Consider the following 19,518-nt stretch of genomic DNA (forward strand, 5'->3'; position numbering starts at 1 on the left):
GAAACATCGCTTGTTGTGCACAATCGGGAACTGCCTAAGGGGGACTTTCGGTTAAACAGAGGTTCTTCCTTTGTTTAACCGGGGTTTCGACGTTTTGAAGGAGGGTTTAGTTAATGATTGAAATCGAAAAACCGAAAATCGAAACGGTTGAACTTAACGAAGATGCTAAGTATGGCAAATTCGTGATTGAACCGCTTGAGCGTGGATATGGTACTACTTTGGGTAACTCCTTACGTCGTATTCTTTTATCCTCACTCCCTGGTGCCGCTGTAACTGCTATCCAAATCGATGGCGTTTTACACGAATTTTCAACAGTTGAGGGCGTAGTAGAAGACGTTACGACGATGATCTTAAACTTGAAAAAGTTAGCTCTTAAAATCTACTCTGAAGAAGAGAAGACGTTGGAAATCGATGTACAGGGCGAAGGTATTGTCACAGCTGCTGATATTACTCACGATAGTGATGTTGAAATCTTAAATCCAGATTTACACATTGCGACGTTAGCAAAAAATGCGCATTTCCGCATGCGTTTAACTGCAAAGCGTGGCCGTGGGTATACGCCAGCTGATGCAAATAAAAGCGAAGATCAACCAATAGGAGTAATTCCTATTGATTCTATTTATACTCCAGTATCACGTGTGACTTACCAAGTGGAAAAGACACGTGTCGGACAAGTGGCTAATTATGATAAGCTTACGCTTGATGTATGGACGGATGGAAGCATCGGGCCAAAAGAAGCTATCTCTTTAGGTGCCAAAATCTTAACTGAGCATTTAAATATCTTTGTTGGTTTAACTGACGAAGCACAAAATGCTGAGATTATGGTCGAGAAGGAAGAAGATCAAAAAGAAAAAGTTCTTGAGATGACTATCGAAGAACTAGATCTTTCTGTTCGTTCTTATAATTGCCTAAAACGTGCAGGAATTAATACTGTACAAGAGCTTGCGAACAAAACAGAAGAAGATATGATGAAAGTTCGTAACTTAGGACGTAAATCCTTAGAAGAAGTTAAACATAAACTTGAGGAATTAGGTTTAGGTTTACGTAAAGACGACTGAGGATTTAAACCCATCAACAAAGGAGGGAACTACGAATGGCATACAGAAAATTAGGCCGTACAAGTGCGCAACGTAAAGCTATGTTACGTGATTTAGCTACTGATTTAATTATCAACGAGCGCATCCAAACGACAGAAACTCGTGCAAAAGAACTTCGTTCTGTAGTGGAAAAAATGATCACTTTAGGTAAACGCGGAGATCTTCATGCTCGTCGTCAAGCAGCAGCTTTCATCCGTAATGAGGTTGCTAACGCTGAGACTGGTCAAGATGCACTTCAAAAATTATTCGCTGATGTAGCTCCACGCTATGCTGAGCGCCAAGGCGGATACACTCGTATTGCAAAAATTGGTCCACGTCGCGGAGACGCAGCACCAATGGTAATTATCGAGTTAGTATAATGATGATTAAAAGGGCAGGACAGTTCTTTTCAAGTAACTGGTCATGGCCCTTTTTTTTTAAGTATAAAAATAGGCTAACTTGACGAAAGAAAGGGTGCCTTGTATTGAAAAAAGAGAAACTTCGGACAGAAAATATATCATTTCAATATCCTGGGGCAGCCTCTTATGCATTAAAAGATGTTTCGTTTTCCTTATATGAAGGAGAATGGGTATCTGTTATTGGACAAAATGGTTCAGGGAAGTCTACACTTGCAAAATTATTGAATGGCTTATTTTTACCGGAATCAGGGAAAATTACTTTAAATGATACAATGATTTTATCAGAGGAAACAGTATGGGATGTTCGAAAGCAAATTGGCATGGTATTTCAAAATCCAGATAATCAATTTGTTGGAACGACAGTACAAGATGACGTTGTATTCGGCCTAGAGAACATCGGAATGCCAAGGGAGCAGATGATAGAAAGACTAGAACAAGCTCTGCAACTTGTCCGTATGGAAGATTTTTTAAATGAAGAACCCCATTCGTTATCTGGTGGACAAAAGCAGCGAGTCGCAATAGCAGGTGTTCTAGCACTTCAACCATCTATTTTAATACTAGATGAAGCAACTTCAATGTTAGACCCTCAGGGGAGACGTGAAGTAGTAGAAACGGTCAGACAACTTGTTGATCAAAAGGGTATTACGGTATTATCGATTACGCACGATTTAGAAGAAGCGGCACAGTCAGACCGTATTATTATTTTGAACAAGGGAGAAATATTAGAGGAAGGTACTCCAGAGCAAATTTTCAAATCCTCTCATATGCTCCAAGAGATTGGATTAGATGTACCTTTTTCGGTGAAAATAGCAGAATTATTAAAAAGAAATGAAATTCACTTGCAAAATACGCATCTTACAATGGAAAGCTTGGTGAACGAACTTTGGAGATTACATTCCAAAAAGTAGAACATCGTTATCAATATAAAACTCCATTTGAAAGACGCGCACTTTATGATGTAGACGTGTCGTTTCCAAGTGGGGGCTATTATGCCATTATCGGTCATACTGGTTCAGGTAAGTCGACGATGATTCAACATTTAAATGGTTTATTGCAGCCGACAAATGGTACGGTTCAAATTGGTGAACATTTAATTTCAGCAGGGAAGAAAGAGAAAAAGCTTAAGCCGCTACGAAAAAAAGTAGGGGTTGTCTTTCAGTTTCCAGAACATCAACTATTTGAAGAAACAGTTGAAAAGGACATTTGTTTTGGACCGACTAATTTTGGTGTATCTGAAGAAGAGGCAAAACAAAAGGCGAAAGATGCAATCCAGCTTGTTGGATTGGACATAGAGTTATTAGCACGTTCTCCGTTTGAATTAAGCGGTGGGCAAATGAGGCGTGTTGCAATAGCAGGCGTACTTGCGATGGAACCCGAAGTGCTTGTATTAGATGAACCTACAGCAGGGCTTGATCCAAAAGGACAGCACGAGCTCATGGAGATGTTTTACAATTTGCATAAGGAACAGGGGCTTACAGTCATTCTTGTTACCCATAATATGGAGGATGCCGCTAAGTATGCAGATCAAATAGTGGTCATGCATAAAGGAACGGTCTTTTTGCAAGGAAGAGCAGAGGAAGTATTTTCATATGCTGATGAATTAGAACAAATCGGTGTGGATCTTCCAATGTCTTTAAAGTATAAACGTGCAATTGAAGAGAAGTTTGGTATTTCAATTTCGAAGGCTACCTTATCTTTAGAGGATCTTACTCATGAAGTTGTACAGGTGTTACGAAAAGGTGGTCATGAATCATGCAGCAGTTGATTATTGGGAGATATATTCCAGGTCAGTCACTCATTCATCAACTGGATCCTCGTACGAAGCTGTTGATTGTCTTTTTATATGTATTTGTTGTTTTCTTAGCAAATAATGCGATTTCATATGGATTTTTATTTTTATATGCACTCATTGCTTTATTTTTTGCAAAAGTGCCGATTCGTTATGTACTTTCGGGCTTAAAACCAATTCTGTGGATTTTTCTTTTTACATTTTTCCTGCATATTTTTACAAATAAAGAAGGGGAAGTACTATTCCAGCTTGGTTGGTTTTCGATACATGAAAAAGGATTAGAGCAAGGAATATACATTTCTATACGATTCTTCGTTATTATTTTAATGACGACATTATTAACGTTAACGACGACACCTATTGAAATTACAGATGGGTTGGAGACGTTATTAAAGCCGTTCAAGCGTATAAAAGTTCCTGTTCATGAAATCGCATTAATGATGTCAATTTCACTACGTTTTATCCCGACATTAATGGATGAAACGAGTAAAATTATGAAAGCACAAGCGTCACGTGGCATTGATTTCGCCGGGGGACCGATAAAAGATAGGATGAAAGCTATTATCTCACTACTCGTTCCATTATTTATCAGTGCTTTTAAGCGTGCAGAGGACTTAGCGATTGCGATGGAATCTCGTGGATATAAAAGTGGCGAAGGACGTACTAAATTTAGGCAACTACGCTGGAAAATAAGTGATACAGTAACAATTGTAAGCTTACTTTGTTTAGCTTGTATTTTGGCATGGGTGCGGTCGTAATGGAGAATAGAGAAATGGAAAGAATAAAATGTACAGTTGCATATGATGGCATTCATTTTTGTGGTTACCAAATTCAACCACAGCATCGGACTGTTCAACAAGAAATAGAGAAAGCATTGCAGAAGTTGCATAAAGGAGAACTTGTTCGTGTGCAGGCATCAGGCAGAACGGATTCTACCGTTCACGCCAAAGGACAAGTGATACACTTTGATACACCTTTGTCTCTTGAAGAGTGGCAATGGAGTAATGCTTTAAATACAATGTTGCCGGATGATATTATTATCAGGCAGGTAGAGAAGAAAACAGAAGAATTTCATGCACGTTACGGTGTCGAGAAAAAAGAATATCGCTATCGTGTATTATTATCAAAGACTGCGGATGTATTCCGTAGAAATTATGTATATCAATATCCATATCCACTCGAAATAAACTCTATAAGAAAAGCGATTCCTTATTTTATTGGAACGCATGACTTTACTTCTTTTTGTTCGGCAAAAACTGACAAAAAAGATAAAGTACGAACAATTTATGAAATCGAATTAATTGAGCAAGACGATGAATTAATTTTTCGCTTTGTAGGTAATGGATTTTTATATAATATGGTCAGAATTATTGTTGGTACGTTACTTAGCGTAGGTCAAGGAAAGCTTGATCCGGATAGTATTCCAGAGATTTTAGCGAAACAAAATCGCCAGTTTTCTGGAAAGATGGCTCCAGGTCATGGACTTTACTTATGGCAGGTAAACTATAACAACTAATCCTGGTGTAACATTTGCTTGACATTAGAAACTCAAAAGTATATCATAACATATGGTATTGTTTCTAAAACCACGATTAGCCCCGGAAGGAAATCGTGTTTAAGATAAACAATAGATTTTTTCTATGGAAAAGATAACGAGGAGGGAAACACATGCGTACGACTTTTATGGCAAAAGCTAACGAAGTTGAGCGTAAATGGTATGTGGTTGATGCTGAAGGTCAAACTTTAGGTCGCCTATCTACTGAAGTAGCATCCATTTTACGTGGTAAACACAAACCAACATTTACACCACACGTTGACACGGGTGATCATGTAATTATTATTAACGCTGAGAAAATTCATTTAACAGGTAATAAATTAAACGATAAAATTTACTACCGTCACACTAACCACCCAGGTGGACTTAAGCAAAGAACAGCTCTAGAAATGCGTACAAACTACCCTGTACAAATGTTAGAGCTTGCAATTAAAGGCATGCTTCCAAAAGGACGTTTAGGACGTCAAGTTTCTAAGAAATTAAACGTGTATGCTGGAGCAGAGCATCCACACCAAGCACAACAACCAGAAGTTTACGAACTTCGCGGATAATTAATTAAAGGAGGGCTTACTTTGGCACAGGTTCAATACTATGGCACTGGACGTCGTAAGAGTTCAGTAGCGCGCGTACGCCTAGTTCCAGGCGAAGGACGCGTTATTATTAACGGTCGTGATTTTGAAAACTATATCCCATTTGCTGCATTACGTGAAGTAGTGAAACAACCTCTAGTTGCAACAGAAACTTTAGGTAACTACAATGTACTTGTAAACGTAAATGGTGGTGGATACACTGGTCAAGCTGGTGCTATTCGTCACGGTATTTCTCGCGCTTTATTAAAAGCTGATCCAGAATACCGTCTAACATTAAAACGTGCGGGTCTATTAACTCGTGACGCACGTATGAAAGAGCGTAAAAAATACGGTCTTAAAGGCGCACGTCGTGCACCTCAGTTCTCAAAACGTTAATTTTTGCGAACTACAAACCCCAACCATTTTGGTTGGGGTTTTTTTATGTTTAATTCTTCTTTTGTAATTTTTTTAGCTTGGAATATTTTAGTGCTACCGTCCTACGTATGCTTCTTCTTTAGAAGTTTAGACTAATACGTATTAGGGAGGTTTATAAGTACTATGAATGTCATTGTCAGCTTACAAGAAAAACAAAAAGAAAAGCAGTTAAAATACGAGCGGAAGATGCTGCGAGAATTATCATTAAAAACATTGCGTTTAAATATTCGTGATGCCTTTCAGATGCAAGAACTTCATCGTCAGTATGAAGATTATTGCATTGAACTAGGGATAGAATCTTATTTATTAGGAGCGAGATACAGTAAATTTGGTTATCATGGCGAATCATTCTTTGATGTGAAATATAGGGCTTTAGAAGAAGAACAACAATTAACTGAAACGTTATTTCAATTTTTAACGAGTATGACTATACGTGAAATTAAGTTGCAAGACGAGGAATTGCTTTTTGAATCTTGCCAGCAGTTTATCGGCTTGTGGTGGCAGGAAGGCTATGAAAAAGGCGAAAGAAGATATCGATTAAAGCTACACTAAGACAAGCATAAACTTTCCTCTTGTCCCATATAAGTAATTAGAGGGACTAGCTGGAGGAGGAAAGGTATGAAGAGAATTCGAATTATCTCTTTTGCGCTCGCTGCGGTTGTTTTGTTTTTTTTAGTTAAACAAGAATTTCAAATTACAAAATCGTGGCGAGCTTGGAATTTACCCTTATCAGGGAAAGTGATTGTACTAGATGCTGGGCATGGTGGGCCAGACGGAGGGGCTGTTGGTGGAAAGGATATTGTAGAAAAAGACATTACACTTGAGATTACAAAAAAGGTACAAGATTATTTACAAGAACAAGGTGCTTTAGTTATTTTAACGCGTGAAGGAGATTATGATTTAGCTAATAAAGATACAAAGTCATATAGTAGACGTAAAGCAGAGGATTTAAAAAAGCGTGTTGAGATCATTAATAAGCCTGATGTAGACTTTTTTGCGAGTATTCATTTAAATGCCCTAACTAGTAGTGGATCTAAAGGCGCACAAACGTTCTACTATCGTTCTTCGATTGAAAATGAACGGGCTGCGAAATTTATACAAGCTGAATTGAGAACAAGCTTAGAAAATACGAATCGTTCTGCTAAAACAATTCCTCACGTGTATTTATTGAAGTATGCCAAAACACCAGGTGCTTTAATTGAGGCGGGCTTTTTATCGAATGTGAATGAAAGATATATGTTAAATTCGGAGAAATACCAACAAAAAGTAGCTGCTGCAATATATCGTGGTATATTACGTTATTTTACGGAAAAAGGAAATCCTCCAGAATAAGGAGGATTTTTTCGAGTTTCTCTCGTTAACGAAGTTTTCGGAAAATATGTTATACTGGAAATGTAAACGCATTTATTTTAAAAATAAAGAGAGATAAATTTAATTAACAATACGTTATTTTTCATACAGGGGGCTGGGCTAATTATGGTAACAAAAGAGCAGGTAGTGGAAGCATTGGAAGGGATTGTAGATCCGTTTATACATAAAACGTTAAAAGAAACAAATGCAATTAAAGAGGTGACAGTCAAGCCTGAGAAGGAACATGTAAGTGTTAAAATTGCAATTGTAAAGACGGGTACAGCGGAACAAATGCAGTTGCAGTCTGGAATTGTAAAGTTAGTAAAAGAACTTGGAGCAACAACAGTGGGACTTCGTTTTGCAGAATTTACAGAAGAGGAATTAGCTCAGTTTGCACCACCGCAAGAGGAAGAGAAAAGTGAATCCTTATTATCACCGAATTCAAATACAACATTTTTAGCAGTGGCAAGTGGAAAAGGTGGAGTAGGGAAATCAACTGTTTCTGTTAACCTTGCAATTGCTTTAGCTCGTTTAGGCAAAAAGGTTGGTATCATCGACGCGGATATTTACGGTTTTAGTGTACCGGATATGATGGGTATAGAAAAACGTCCAATCGTAAGAGGGGATAAGATAATACCAGTGGAGCGTCTAGGCGTGAAAGTAATCTCAATGGGATTCTTTGTAGAAGATAACGCACCTGTTATTTGGAGAGGACCGATGCTTGGGAAAATGTTAAATCACTTTTTCACAGAAGTAGAGTGGGGTGATTTAGATTACTTAGTATTGGACCTACCACCAGGTACGGGTGATGTTGCTTTAGATGTACATTCGATGTTGCCGGCTTGTAAAGAGATTATTGTAACAACGCCGCATCCAACAGCGGCATTTGTAGCAGCGCGCGCTGGAGCCATGGCTTTACGTACAGAACATAGTATTCTTGGTGTTGTTGAAAATATGGCGTATTTTGAAAGTAAAGCAACTGGTGAAAAAGAGTATGTGTTTGGAAGAGGTGGAGGAGATAAATTGGCTACGGAACTCCAAACGGATATACTTGGCCGAATTCCACTTCAACAACCTGATTGGAATAAAGAGGACTTTGCGCCGTCAGTATATGAAGATACACATACAACGGGTCTCATTTATCGTACGATAGCTGAGACAGTTATTGATAAAACAGCTGTTACACAAAAATAAAGTAGTAATGAGTGGACAATATATACATTGTCCACTCAGTTCTATAATTTTTATTATTGTTCTTTGTTCCCATCTTGAGAACCGCCTTCACCACCTGCGCCTTTCTTATCAGACCCACCTTTTTCGGCTTTTTGTACACCTTTACTAATGATGTCAATCATCTTAGCTTGGAAGAGAGGACTTTCGGCAGTTTCAGTTAGTACTTGCTGTAAATATTGACGATATTCTTTACTCTTCATTGTTTGTAACATAATTTTCTCTACTTCAGGATTTTTCATAATCTCTATAACACCTGATTGGTATTCAGGATCTTTTAGTAAAGTTTTCATTAAGTTTGTTTGTTCTTTTCCCATACTTTTAGCAAATTTCGATGAGAACTCAGGGTCTTTAAAGAGCTTTTCCCAGAATTGTTGCCCTTTTTCAGATACCAGTGCATCTTCAATCGTTTTCTTTACTACTGTTTCATCTAGTATGAGTGCTTGTTTCATTTTTTCATCAGTTAATACATCTTGGATCGCTTTTTTTCCTTGATCGGTTTTTAAAATATCAACAATCATTTTTTTTGTTTGATCATAATCAAGTTCGGATTTTGCTTCTTTTTCTTGTGCACATGCCGCTAGTGCTATAAATAGAAAAGAAGAAATCAAAACGAGCAGCATCCGTTTCATAAGTTGGAGCTCCTTTCAGCAAAGTTCTCTTTTTTTAATATAAATCTCTTTAAGGAATTTATACATTAACATGGCTAGCTTTTTGAAATTGTCATTGTTACAATTTAATTAGAAATATAAGAATAATGGGGGATGTGTTGTGAATAGCCGCAAGTGGGTACGACTATTTTTTACGACGTTGTTTCTTGGTGGGATTAGCACAGTCTTTATTGGTTTTGTTTTAGAGTGGGACAAGTACGCTAAATTTTTTCAAAATTTCGACGGAAAAGAGATTTTAGCAATTTCCTTTTGGTTGATGGGCGTAGGATTTATTTTTAGTGTTATAAGTCAAATGGGGTTCTTTGCGTATTTAACGATCCATCGTTTTGGATTAGGGATGTTTCGGTCATCTTCTTTATGGAATACAGTGCAACTGTTCTTTATTGCGTTCGTATTGTTTGATTTCGTTTATTTAAGGTCAGTACTTGTTGCGAATGGGGAAGTTTCATTAGGGAATAACATACTTGTTGCTGGGATGTTATTTGTGTTTGGGGCAATTGTCGCTTATATAAAGAGTAAAGAAACGAATAAAAAAGCATTCGTTCCCGCTCTGTTCTTTATGGTTGTTGTAACAATTCTTGAATGGGTACCAGCGCTCCGGATTAATGATACTGATTGGTTATATTTAATGGTGATACCACTTTTATTATGTAATTCATATCAGTTACTTGTATTGCATCGTTTAATTGGACAAAAGAGTAAGTCAGCTTAATGAGGAGAGTGGATTTTTAATTATCCAGATTCTTATCGTCTGTAAATGCTAGGATAAAAAAGCTCTGCTATCTTAACAAAAGATAGCAGAGCTTTTTATGTGTGAAGAACCGTGTAGAAAGGAACTACTTAATATCTTCACTTTTTGTACTTGTGTTGGAAATAAGTTGTGATACAGATGTTTGTTCATATCCGTCGCTCTTTAATTTTTGTAAGAGTAATGGTAAAGCCTTATTTGTTTGAAGGGCAGAATCAGAAGCATGTAATAAGACGATATCTCCACCCTTTAAATTGCTAGAGACTGTGGAAATGATTTTATTTACGCCGGGATTTTTCCAGTCATTTGAATTGTTACTCCAATGAACGATGGTGTATCCGAGTGATTCCGCTATTTTAAGAGTTGTTTTGTTAAAATCGCCACTAGGTGGACGTAATAGCTTGACTTGTTTTACGCCAAGTTTCGTAAAAACATCTTGTGCCCGCAAAAGATCTCGTCGTATTTCATTTGCTTCTAGTGAAGTGTAGGATGTGTAATTATAGCCCATACTACCAATCTCATGTCCATCTTTCATGATGCGTTCGACAATATCAGGGTGTCTTTCAGCCCATGCAGCAGAGAGAAAGAAGGTTGCATTCTTAATTTCTCTTTCTTTGAGTGTATTAAGGATTGGAATAGCTTTTTTGTCCCCCCAACTAATGTCAAACGTGAATGCAACTTGTTTTTTTGCAGTGTCCCCTTTGTAAATCACTTTAGGGCCAGTAGCAGTTGAAAAAGCAGATTCATGTGAATATGTTTTTAAAAAGAGTAGCCATGCTGTAAATAAGGAAAGTACGATTATTAAGCTAATGTGTTTAAATGTTCTTTTACTCGTAATAAAAAAGAAAAACATAATATTACGCCCCTTTGTCCAATCCTTTTCAGTTACATATATGCTTTAAATTAAAAAAAGAGAACAAGGGATTAATATCGTAAGTGGTGGATATAATGAGTGATAGAATTTTGTTTTTTGATGATACAGTATTGATAATTGAAAATGAGTGGGGCGTTTATCGGTACACGTAAGGAGTTATTGGGGTGATAATTTGCTTGGGATTATGTTGACGAAGGAAGAGAAAAAAGAAATTGAATACATACTGAAGAGAGAGTTAGAGGAACTTTTATTTGATTTTGAAGATGAGCGTATACATAGCGTTGTAAAAAAGGCGATGGAAGAAAGGTATAAAATCATTTTTTGTTTATTTCGGAGAGTTGCTAATAGGGAAGAATGTATTCGTTATGTAAGAAAAAGAATTTTTTATTAAAAAGTGTTGACGCTAAGAGTAAGGATATGATAAATTAATAAACGTCGCTGATGCAGAAACGCAGAAAACGACAAAAAAGAAATTAAAAAACTTAGTTGACATCGAAAAATGAAGATGTTAACATAAGGAAGTCGCAAATGAGCGACTAAGTAGTTCTTTGAAAACTGAACGAAACAAACAACGTGAACGTCAATTTTTATTTTTAGATGCTAGACAAACTAACTTTATTGGAGAGTTTGATCCTGGCTCAGGATGAACGCTGGCGGCGTGCCTAATACATGCAAGTCGAGCGAATGGATTAAGAGCTTGCTCTTATGAAGTTAGCGGCGGACGGGTGAGTAACACGTGGGTAACCTACCCATAAGACTGGGATAACTCCGGGAAACCGGGGCTAATACCGGATAATATTTTGAACTGCATAGTTCGAAATTGAAAGGCGGCTTCGGCTGTCACTTATGGATGGACCCGCGTCGCATTAGCTAGTTGGTGAGGTAACGGCTCACCAAGGCGACGATGCGTAGCCGACCTGAGAGGGTGATCGGCCACACTGGGACTGAGACACGGCCCAGACTCCTACGGGAGGCAGCAGTAGGGAATCTTCCGCAATGGACGAAAGTCTGACGGAGCAACGCCGCGTGAGTGATGAAGGCTTTCGGGTCGTAAAACTCTGTTGTTAGGGAAGAACAAGTGCTAGTTGAATAAGCTGGCACCTTGACGGTACCTAACCAGAAAGCCACGGCTAACTACGTGCCAGCAGCCGCGGTAATACGTAGGTGGCAAGCGTTATCCGGAATTATTGGGCGTAAAGCGCGCGCAGGTGGTTTCTTAAGTCTGATGTGAAAGCCCACGGCTCAACCGTGGAGGGTCATTGGAAACTGGGAGACTTGAGTGCAGAAGAGGAAAGTGGAATTCCATGTGTAGCGGTGAAATGCGTAGAGATATGGAGGAACACCAGTGGCGAAGGCGACTTTCTGGTCTGTAACTGACACTGAGGCGCGAAAGCGTGGGGAGCAAACAGGATTAGATACCCTGGTAGTCCACGCCGTAAACGATGAGTGCTAAGTGTTAGAGGGTTTCCGCCCTTTAGTGCTGAAGTTAACGCATTAAGCACTCCGCCTGGGGAGTACGGCCGCAAGGCTGAAACTCAAAGGAATTGACGGGGGCCCGCACAAGCGGTGGAGCATGTGGTTTAATTCGAAGCAACGCGAAGAACCTTACCAGGTCTTGACATCCTCTGAAAACTCTAGAGATAGAGCTTCTCCTTCGGGAGCAGAGTGACAGGTGGTGCATGGTTGTCGTCAGCTCGTGTCGTGAGATGTTGGGTTAAGTCCCGCAACGAGCGCAACCCTTGATCTTAGTTGCCATCATTAAGTTGGGCACTCTAAGGTGACTGCCGGTGACAAACCGGAGGAAGGTGGGGATGACGTCAAATCATCATGCCCCTTATGACCTGGGCTACACACGTGCTACAATGGACGGTACAAAGAGCTGCAAGACCGCGAGGTGGAGCTAATCTCATAAAACCGTTCTCAGTTCGGATTGTAGGCTGCAACTCGCCTACATGAAGCTGGAATCGCTAGTAATCGCGGATCAGCATGCCGCGGTGAATACGTTCCCGGGCCTTGTACACACCGCCCGTCACACCACGAGAGTTTGTAACACCCGAAGTCGGTGGGGTAACCTTTATGGAGCCAGCCGCCTAAGGTGGGACAGATGATTGGGGTGAAGTCGTAACAAGGTAGCCGTATCGGAAGGTGCGGCTGGATCACCTCCTTTCTATGGAGAATTGATGAACGCAGTTCATCAATAAACGTTGACTTGTTTTGTTTCGTTCAGTTTTGAGAGAACTATCTCTCAAGTTTAAATGTATGTTCTTTGAAAACTAGATAACAGTGTAGCTCATATTTTTTTAATTTTAGTTTGGTTAAGTTAGAAAGGGCGCACGGTGGATGCCTTGACACTAGGAGTCGATGAAGGACGGGACTAACGCCGATATGCTTCGGGGAGCTGTAAGTAAGCTTTGATCCGAAGATTTCCGAATGGGGAAACCCACTATACGTAATGGTATGGTATCCTTACCTGAATACATAGGGTATGGAAGACAGACCCAGGGAACTGAAACATCTAAGTACCTGGAGGAAGAGAAAGCAAATGCGATTTCCTGAGTAGCGGCGAGCGAAACGGAATCTAGCCCAAACCAAGAGGCTTGCCTCTTGGGGTTGTAGGACATTCTATACGGAGTTACAAAGGAACGAGGTAGACGAAGCGACCTGGAAAGGTCCGTCACAGAGGGTAATAACCCCGTAGTCGAAACTTCGTTCTCTCTTGAATGTATCCTGAGTACGGCGGAACACGTGAAATTCCGTCGGAATCTGGGAGGACCATCTCCCAAGGCTAAATACTCCCTAGTGATCGATAGTGAACCAGTACCGTGAGGGAAAGGTGAAAAGCACCCCGGAAGGGGAGTGAAAGAGATCCTGAAACCGTGTGCCTACAAATAGTCAGAGCCCGTTAATGGGTGATGGCGTGCCTTTTGTAGAATGAACCGGCGAGTTACGATCCCGTGCGAGGTTAAGCTGAAGAGGCGGAGCCGCAGCGAAAGCGAGTCTGAATAGGGCGTTTAGTACGTGGTCGTAGACCCGAAACCAGGTGATCTACCCATGTCCAGGGTGAAGTTCAGGTAACACTGAATGGAGGCCCGAACCCACGCACGTTGAAAAGTGCGGGGATGAGGTGTGGGTAGCGGAGAAATTCCAATCGAACCTGGAGATAGCTGGTTCTCCCCGAAATAGCTTTAGGGCTAGCCTTAAGTGTAAGAGTCTTGGAGGTAGAGCACTGATTGAACTAGGGGTCCTCATCGGATTACCGAATTCAGTCAAACTCCGAATGCCAATGACTTATCCTTAGGAGTCAGACTGCGAGTGATAAGATCCGTAGTCAAGAGGGAAACAGCCCAGATCGCCAGCTAAGGTCCCAAAGTGTGTATTAAGTGGAAAAGGATGTGGAGTTGCTTAGACAACTAGGATGTTGGCTCAGAAGCAGCCACCATTTAAAGAGTGCGTAATAGCTCACTAGTCGAGTGACTCTGCGCCGAAAATGTACCGGGGCTAAATACACCACCGAAGCTGCGAATTGATACCAATGGTATCAGTGGTAGGGGAGCGTTCTAAGTGCAGTGAAGTCAGACCGGAAGGACTGGTGGAGCGCTTAGAAGTGAGAATGCCGGTATGAGTAGCGAAAGACGGGTGAGAATCCCGTCCACCGAATGCCTAAGGTTTCCTGAGGAAGGCTCGTCCGCTCAGGGTTAGTCAGGACCTAAGCCGAGGCCGACAGGCGTAGGCGATGGACAACAGGTTGATATTCCTGTACCACCTCTTTATCGTTTGAGCAATGGAGGGACGCAGAAGGATAGAAGAAGCGTGCGATTGGTTGTGCACGTCCAAGCAGTTAGGCTGATAAGTAGGCAAATCCGCTTATCGTGAAGGCTGAGCTGTGATGGGGAAGCTCCTTATGGAGCGAAGTCTTTGATTCCCCGCTGCCAAGAAAAGCTTCTAGCGAGATAAAAGGTGCCTGTACCGCAAACCGACACAGGTAGGCGAGGAGAGAATCCTAAGGTGTGCGAGAGAACTCTGGTTAAGGAACTCGGCAAAATGACCCCGTAACTTCGGGAGAAGGGGTGCTTTCTTAACGGAAAGCCGCAGTGAATAGGCCCAAGCGACTGTTTAGCAAAAACACAGGTCTCTGCGAAGCCGTAAGGCGAAGTATAGGGGCTGACACCTGCCCGGTGCTGGAAGGTTAAGGAGAGGGGTTAGCGTAAGCGAAGCTCTGAACTGAAGCCCCAGTAAACGGCGGCCGTAACTATAACGGTCCTAAGGTAGCGAAATTCCTTGTCGGGTAAGTTCCGACCCGCACGAAAGGTGTAACGATTTGGGCACTGTCTCAACCAGAGACTCGGTGAAATTATAGTACCTGTGAAGATGCAGGTTACCCGCGACAGGACGGAAAGACCCCGTGGAGCTTTACTGTAGCCTGATATTGAATTTTGGTACAGTTTGTACAGGATAGGCGGGAGCCATTGAAACCGGAGCGCTAGCTTCGGTGGAGGCGCTGGTGGGATACCGCCCTGACTGTATTGAAATTCTAACCTACGGGTCTCATCGACCCGGGAGACAGTGTCAGGTGGGCAGTTTGACTGGGGCGGTCGCCTCCTAAAGTGTAACGGAGGCGCCCAAAGGTTCCCTCAGAATGGTTGGAAATCATTCGTAGAGTGCAAAGGCATAAGGGAGCTTGACTGCGAGACCTACAAGTCGAGCAGGGACGAAAGTCGGGCTTAGTGATCCGGTGGTTCCGCATGGAAGGGCCATCGCTCAACGGATAAAAGCTACCCCGGGGATAACAGGCTTATCTCCCCCAAGAGTCCACATCGACGGGGAGGTTTGGCACCTCGATGTCGGCTCATCGCATCCTGGGGCTGTAGTCGGTCCCAAGGGTTGGGCTGTTCGCCCATTAAAGCGGTACGCGAGCTGGGTTCAGAACGTCGTGAGACAGTTCGGTCCCTATCCGTCGTGGGCGCAGGAAATTTGAGAGGAGCTGTCCTTAGTACGAGAGGACCGGGATGGACGCACCGCTGGTGTACCAGTTGTTCTGCCAAGGGCATAGCTGGGTAGCTATGTGCGGAAGGGATAAGTGCTGAAAGCATCTAAGCATGAAGCCCCCCTCAAGATGAGATTTCCCATAGCGTAAGCTAGTAAGATCCCTGAAAGATGATCAGGTTGATAGGTTCGAGGTGGAAGCATGGTGACATGTGGAGCTGACGAATACTAATAGATCGAGGACTTAACCATATAATATGAAGCTAATGTTATCTAGTTTTGAAGGAATATATATTTAAAATTCCTTTGGACATTCTCAAAAGAATGTGTATAATGTTAAAAGTCTGGTAATGATGGCAGAGAGGTCACACCCGTTCCCATACCGAACACGGAAGTTAAGCTCTCTAGCGCCGATGGTAGTTGGGACCTTGTCCCTGTGAGAGTAGGACGTTGCCAGGCTTATATTATTCCGCAGTAGCTCAGCGGTAGAGCTATCGGCTGTTAACCGATCGGTCGTAGGTTCGATTCCTACCTGCGGAGCCATTATGCTTCCATAGCTCAGCTGGTAGAGTACTTCCATGGTAAGGAAGAGGTCACCGGTTCAAGCCCGGTTGGAAGCTTGGGAAAAGTTTTGTTTTTTTTTTGGCCCGTTGGTCAAGTGGTTAAGACACCGCCCTTTCACGGCGGTAACACGGGTTCGAATCCCGTACGGGTCACCACTTTTGGAGGATTAGCTCAGCTGGGAGAGCACCTGCCTTACAAGCAGGGGGTCGGCGGTTCGATCCCGTCATCCTCCACCATATATTTTTAAATGTCGGAGGGGTAGCGAAGTGGCTAAACGCGGCGGACTGTAAATCCGCTCCTTTGGGTTCGGCAGTTCGAATCTGCCCCCCTCCACCATTTTCTTTAAAATAACCTGAGAGGGTTTATTTTTTTGAAAAGATAACCATACTAGTAAATATTAATGGGCTATAGCCAAGCGGTAAGGCAACGGACTTTGACTCCGTCATGCGCTGGTTCGAATCCAGCTAGCCCAGCCATTTACGAGCCATTAGCTCAGTTGGTAGAGCATCTGACTTTTAATCAGAGGGTCGAAGGTTCGAATCCTTCATGGCTCACCATTTTCGCGGAAGTAGTTCAGTGGTAGAATACAACCTTGCCAAGGTTGGGGTCGCGGGTTCGAATCCCGTCTTCCGCTTAATTACTAAGGGGCCTTAGCTCAGCTGGGAGAGCGCCTGCCTTGCACGCAGGAGGTCAGCGGTTCGATCCCGCTAGGCTCCATATAAATAGGAAAAGCTTACATCAAATGATGTAAGCTTTTTTTGTGTTTAAATTTCACTCAAAAAGGAAACTTTTCCGTATATCGTTTAAAATGAAAAAAAGGGATTGAATAAGGGGGGATAATTATGAAAGTTGTCATTGCATCGGATTCATATAAAGAAAGCCTGAAAGCTATAGAGGTATGTGAAGCTATTGAAAGGGGTTTTGCAGCAGTTTTTCCTAAAGCAGAGTACGTTAAAGTACCAATTGGAGATGGAGGTGAAGGAACGGTCGAATCTCTTGTTGGTGCTACAATGGGGGGAATTATATCACTTAATGTGACAGGGCCGCTTGGGGAGAGTGTGCAAGCCTATTATGGAATGTCTAAGGATAAGGAGACAGCATTTATTGAAATGGCGGCAGCATCAGGATTACAACACGTTCCAATTGAAAAGAGAAACCCACTTATTACAACGACAAAAGGGACAGGTGAACTGATATTACATGCATTAGATCAAGGAGCTAAACACATTATTTTAGGGCTTGGAGGAAGTGCTACAAATGATGGTGGGGCAGGTATGTTGTCTGCTTTAGGCGTAGAGTTTATTAATAGGAAAGGTGAAGTAATTGAGCCCTCTGGAGGAACATTACATTTGATTACTGCTCTTAACCTTTCTCGTATGGATACACGTTTGAAGGATATAAAGCTAGAAGCAGCATGTGATGTCGACAATCCATTAGTTGGACCAAAGGGAGCGTCTTTTGTATTTGGGAGACAAAAGGGTGCGAATGTAGAGATGATGAAAGAGCTAGACGGGAGTTTAAAACATTATGCTAATATACTTAAACAGTACGTATCTTTTGATGTGTCCCTAATACCTGGTGCAGGGGCAGCTGGAGGAATGGGAGCCGCTGTCGTTGCAGTACTAAAGGGACAGCTAAGAAAAGGGATTGAAATTGTATTAGATTATACAAATTTTGATAAGTGTATAGAGGGTGCCGATCTTATTGTAACTGGTGAGGGAAGGATAGATGAACAAACAGCTTATGGAAAAGCTCCTGTTGGTGTCGCGAAGCGGGCGAAATGCCGTCATATTCCTGTAATTGCTATTGGTGGATCTGTATCTCCGAACTATACAATTGTTTATGAAAAGGGAATTGATGCAGTATTTAGTATTACAGCAAGTCCAATGACATTAGAAGAGGCATATAAAAGGGCAGAAGAGAATATAGAAATGACAGCGAGAAATATTGCAGCAGTGTGGAAACTAGCATCAGAAAAACGCTTCTAAGTGTAGAAGTGTTTTTTAAATTCAGTTATTTGAGGATGTTTTGTGTAATTCTAGGTATTGATGGAGAAAGGCACGGATAAAAATATTAGCTGATAGAAAAGTTAGTTGGTTCATTAAGTTAACTTTATACATAGAATAGTTTAAAAATCGGGAGTCCAACGTAAATATAAGTGAATAAAATGTATATCCATGCAGAAAAATGTCGAGTTGAGTCAGACTATATAAAAGATTTAAAATATTTAGTGAAGGCATAAAAGGGGGATACTATCTATGAAAAAAGAAATCTCAGTTATTGGAGTTCCAATGGATTTAGGACAGATGCGTCGCGGGGTTGATATGGGACCAAGCGCGATCCGTTATGCAGGGGTAGTTGAAAGAATTGAACAAATTGGATATGACGTAAAAGATATGGGAGATATATGTATAGAGAGAGAAAAAGAAGTAGATGAAAATACAAAGTTACGAAACCTTACTCAAGTTGCAACTGTATGTAATGAACTAGCGACTAAGGTTGATCATATTATAGAAGAAGGTCGTTTTCCACTTGTATTAGGCGGTGATCATAGTATTGCTATCGGTACGCTAGCTGGTGTGGCGAAACATTATAAAAATTTAGGTGTTATTTGGTATGATGCACACGGTGATTTAAATACAGAAGAAACATCACCATCTGGAAATATTCACGGTATGTCACTTGCTGCAAGTTTAGGTTATGGACATTCTTCACTTGTAGATTTATACGGGGCATACCCGAAAGTAAAAAAAGAGAACGTTGTAATTATAGGTGCACGTGCATTAGATGAAGGAGAAAAGGACTTTATTCGTGAAGAAGGCATTAAAGTATTCTCAATGCATGAAATTGATCGTATGGGTATGACGGCTGTTATGGAAGAAACAATTGCGTATTTATCTCATACTGACGGTGTTCATTTATCATTAGATTTAGATGGGCTTGATCCTCATGACGCACCAGGAGTTGGAACACCTGTAATTGGTGGTCTATCTTATCGTGAAAGCCACTTAGCGATGGAGATGTTAGCAGAAGCTGATATTGTTACATCTGCTGAATTTGTTGAAGTAAATACGATTTTAGATGAGAGAAACAGAACAGCAACAACAGCGGTTGCTTTAATGGGTTCTTTGTTCGGTGAAAAACTAAAATAAATGTAAGAAAAGCAACTGAGAAGTTGCTTTTTTTATTTGAAAATAGGCGTATAATAATGACTTATATTATACTGTAGGATAAGAAAGTTTGACATCTTACCAA

The 19,518-nt window shown here is 41.2% G+C and carries 17 protein-coding genes, 9 tRNA genes and 3 rRNA genes; 27 read left to right on the forward strand and 2 right to left on the reverse strand.

What is annotated here, in order from left to right; translation table 11 throughout:
• Window positions 1–113 precede the first annotated feature (113 nt).
• The 11 genes from NSQ69_RS00805 to NSQ69_RS00855 all read left to right on the forward strand — a co-directional run bounded on the left by NSQ69_RS00805 (window position 114) and on the right by NSQ69_RS00855 (window position 8,387).
• Complete coding sequence (locus tag NSQ69_RS00805) at window positions 114–1,058, forward strand: DNA-directed RNA polymerase subunit alpha (RefSeq protein WP_002009743.1); 945 nt, start codon at window positions 114–116, stop codon at window positions 1,056–1,058.
• A gap of 35 nt (window positions 1,059–1,093) precedes the next feature.
• Window positions 1,094–1,456: a 50S ribosomal protein L17 gene (gene rplQ / locus NSQ69_RS00810; RefSeq protein ID WP_000331490.1), complete on the forward strand. Its 363-nt coding sequence runs from the start codon at window positions 1,094–1,096 to the stop codon at window positions 1,454–1,456.
• Window positions 1,457–1,560: 104 nt separating this feature from the next.
• Window positions 1,561–2,403, forward strand: a complete 843-nt coding sequence (locus NSQ69_RS00815; RefSeq protein WP_002009740.1) for an energy-coupling factor ABC transporter ATP-binding protein — start codon at window positions 1,561–1,563, stop codon at window positions 2,401–2,403.
• Window positions 2,379–3,260, forward strand: coding sequence for an energy-coupling factor ABC transporter ATP-binding protein (locus tag NSQ69_RS00820; protein ID WP_002124690.1), 882 nt, complete (start codon window positions 2,379–2,381; stop codon window positions 3,258–3,260). Before NSQ69_RS00815 ends, NSQ69_RS00820 begins: the two co-directional genes overlap by 25 nt.
• The gene (locus NSQ69_RS00825) at window positions 3,248–4,042 is read left to right on the forward strand and encodes an energy-coupling factor transporter transmembrane component T family protein (protein WP_002124692.1); all 795 of its coding nucleotides are present in this window, start codon (window positions 3,248–3,250) and stop codon (window positions 4,040–4,042) included. The genes NSQ69_RS00820 and NSQ69_RS00825 overlap by 13 nt, the downstream gene beginning before the upstream one ends.
• Before the next feature lie 14 nt (window positions 4,043–4,056).
• The gene (truA, locus tag NSQ69_RS00830) at window positions 4,057–4,800 is read left to right on the forward strand and encodes a tRNA pseudouridine(38-40) synthase TruA (protein ID WP_002169325.1); all 744 of its coding nucleotides are present in this window, start codon (window positions 4,057–4,059) and stop codon (window positions 4,798–4,800) included.
• A 152-nt stretch (window positions 4,801–4,952) separates the two neighbouring features.
• Window positions 4,953–5,390 carry a 50S ribosomal protein L13 gene (gene rplM / locus NSQ69_RS00835; protein ID WP_002029337.1) on the forward strand — a complete coding sequence of 146 codons (438 nt, stop codon included), beginning with the start codon at window positions 4,953–4,955 and terminating at the stop codon, window positions 5,388–5,390.
• A 21-nt stretch (window positions 5,391–5,411) separates the two neighbouring features.
• The gene (gene rpsI / locus NSQ69_RS00840) at window positions 5,412–5,804 is read left to right on the forward strand and encodes a 30S ribosomal protein S9 (RefSeq protein ID WP_002009728.1); all 393 of its coding nucleotides are present in this window, start codon (window positions 5,412–5,414) and stop codon (window positions 5,802–5,804) included.
• A 162-nt stretch (window positions 5,805–5,966) separates the two neighbouring features.
• Window positions 5,967–6,395 (forward strand): DUF2521 family protein, encoded by a 429-nt coding sequence (locus tag NSQ69_RS00845; RefSeq protein ID WP_002029335.1) that lies wholly within the window; start codon window positions 5,967–5,969, stop codon window positions 6,393–6,395.
• A 66-nt stretch (window positions 6,396–6,461) separates the two neighbouring features.
• Window positions 6,462–7,175 (forward strand): N-acetylmuramoyl-L-alanine amidase CwlD, encoded by a 714-nt coding sequence (gene cwlD / locus NSQ69_RS00850; protein WP_002009721.1) that lies wholly within the window; start codon window positions 6,462–6,464, stop codon window positions 7,173–7,175.
• A gap of 144 nt (window positions 7,176–7,319) precedes the next feature.
• Window positions 7,320–8,387 carry an Mrp/NBP35 family ATP-binding protein gene (locus NSQ69_RS00855; protein ID WP_002009718.1) on the forward strand — a complete coding sequence of 356 codons (1,068 nt, stop codon included), beginning with the start codon at window positions 7,320–7,322 and terminating at the stop codon, window positions 8,385–8,387.
• A 53-nt stretch (window positions 8,388–8,440) separates the two neighbouring features.
• Here NSQ69_RS00855 and gerD read toward each other — a convergent pair whose 3' ends face one another.
• A complete protein-coding gene (gene gerD / locus NSQ69_RS00860) occupies window positions 8,441–9,055 on the reverse strand; it encodes a spore germination lipoprotein GerD (RefSeq protein WP_002009716.1) in 615 nt (204 codons plus the stop codon).
• Window positions 9,056–9,194: 139 nt separating this feature from the next.
• Here gerD and kbaA point away from each other — a divergent pair, with 139 nt between their 5' ends.
• Entirely contained in the window at window positions 9,195–9,806 is a 612-nt protein-coding gene (gene kbaA / locus NSQ69_RS00865; protein ID WP_002124701.1) for a KinB signaling pathway activation protein KbaA, read from the forward strand.
• Between the two features lie 124 nt (window positions 9,807–9,930).
• Here kbaA and pdaB read toward each other — a convergent pair whose 3' ends face one another.
• Entirely contained in the window at window positions 9,931–10,695 is a 765-nt protein-coding gene (gene pdaB / locus NSQ69_RS00870) for a polysaccharide deacetylase family sporulation protein PdaB (RefSeq protein WP_002091556.1), read from the reverse strand.
• 193 nt (window positions 10,696–10,888) lie between these two features.
• Here pdaB and NSQ69_RS00875 point away from each other — a divergent pair, with 193 nt between their 5' ends.
• The 15 genes from NSQ69_RS00875 (at window position 10,889) to rocF (ending at window position 19,415) form a co-directional block, all read left to right on the forward strand.
• Window positions 10,889–11,107, forward strand: a complete 219-nt coding sequence (locus NSQ69_RS00875) for a hypothetical protein (protein ID WP_033708173.1) — start codon at window positions 10,889–10,891, stop codon at window positions 11,105–11,107.
• Between the two features lie 224 nt (window positions 11,108–11,331).
• Window positions 11,332–12,883: ribosomal RNA gene (locus NSQ69_RS00880) — 16S ribosomal RNA — on the forward strand.
• Window positions 12,884–13,029: 146 nt separating this feature from the next.
• Window positions 13,030–15,951: ribosomal RNA gene (locus NSQ69_RS00885) — 23S ribosomal RNA — on the forward strand.
• A gap of 91 nt (window positions 15,952–16,042) precedes the next feature.
• Window positions 16,043–16,158, forward strand: a 5S ribosomal RNA gene (gene rrf / locus NSQ69_RS00890).
• Together the 16S, 23S and 5S rRNA genes with 9 tRNA genes alongside form the textbook arrangement of a ribosomal RNA operon.
• A gap of 9 nt (window positions 16,159–16,167) precedes the next feature.
• A tRNA-Asn gene (locus NSQ69_RS00895) sits at window positions 16,168–16,242 on the forward strand.
• A gap of 4 nt (window positions 16,243–16,246) precedes the next feature.
• Window positions 16,247–16,319 (forward strand) — tRNA-Thr (locus NSQ69_RS00900).
• Window positions 16,320–16,343: 24 nt separating this feature from the next.
• Window positions 16,344–16,418: transfer RNA gene (locus NSQ69_RS00905), tRNA-Glu, on the forward strand.
• Window positions 16,419–16,423: 5 nt separating this feature from the next.
• Window positions 16,424–16,499, forward strand: a tRNA-Val gene (locus tag NSQ69_RS00910).
• A gap of 16 nt (window positions 16,500–16,515) precedes the next feature.
• Window positions 16,516–16,599, forward strand: a tRNA-Tyr gene (locus NSQ69_RS00915).
• Window positions 16,600–16,664: 65 nt separating this feature from the next.
• Window positions 16,665–16,739, forward strand: a tRNA-Gln gene (locus tag NSQ69_RS00920).
• A gap of 5 nt (window positions 16,740–16,744) precedes the next feature.
• Window positions 16,745–16,820 (forward strand) — tRNA-Lys (locus NSQ69_RS00925).
• Between the two features lie 5 nt (window positions 16,821–16,825).
• Window positions 16,826–16,897, forward strand: a tRNA-Gly gene (locus tag NSQ69_RS00930).
• A gap of 10 nt (window positions 16,898–16,907) precedes the next feature.
• Window positions 16,908–16,980, forward strand: a tRNA-Ala gene (locus NSQ69_RS00935).
• Window positions 16,981–17,105: 125 nt separating this feature from the next.
• Window positions 17,106–18,251 carry a glycerate kinase gene (locus tag NSQ69_RS00940; protein WP_341098867.1) on the forward strand — a complete coding sequence of 382 codons (1,146 nt, stop codon included), beginning with the start codon at window positions 17,106–17,108 and terminating at the stop codon, window positions 18,249–18,251.
• Between the two features lie 270 nt (window positions 18,252–18,521).
• Window positions 18,522–19,415 (forward strand): arginase, encoded by an 894-nt coding sequence (gene rocF, locus NSQ69_RS00945; RefSeq protein ID WP_002029355.1) that lies wholly within the window; start codon window positions 18,522–18,524, stop codon window positions 19,413–19,415.
• Window positions 19,416–19,518 lie beyond the last annotated feature (103 nt).

The organism is Bacillus sp. FSL R10-2201, from assembly GCF_038008665.1.
In the GTDB taxonomy this organism is placed as follows: Bacteria; Bacillota; Bacilli; order Bacillales; family Bacillaceae_G; genus Bacillus_A; species Bacillus_A mycoides.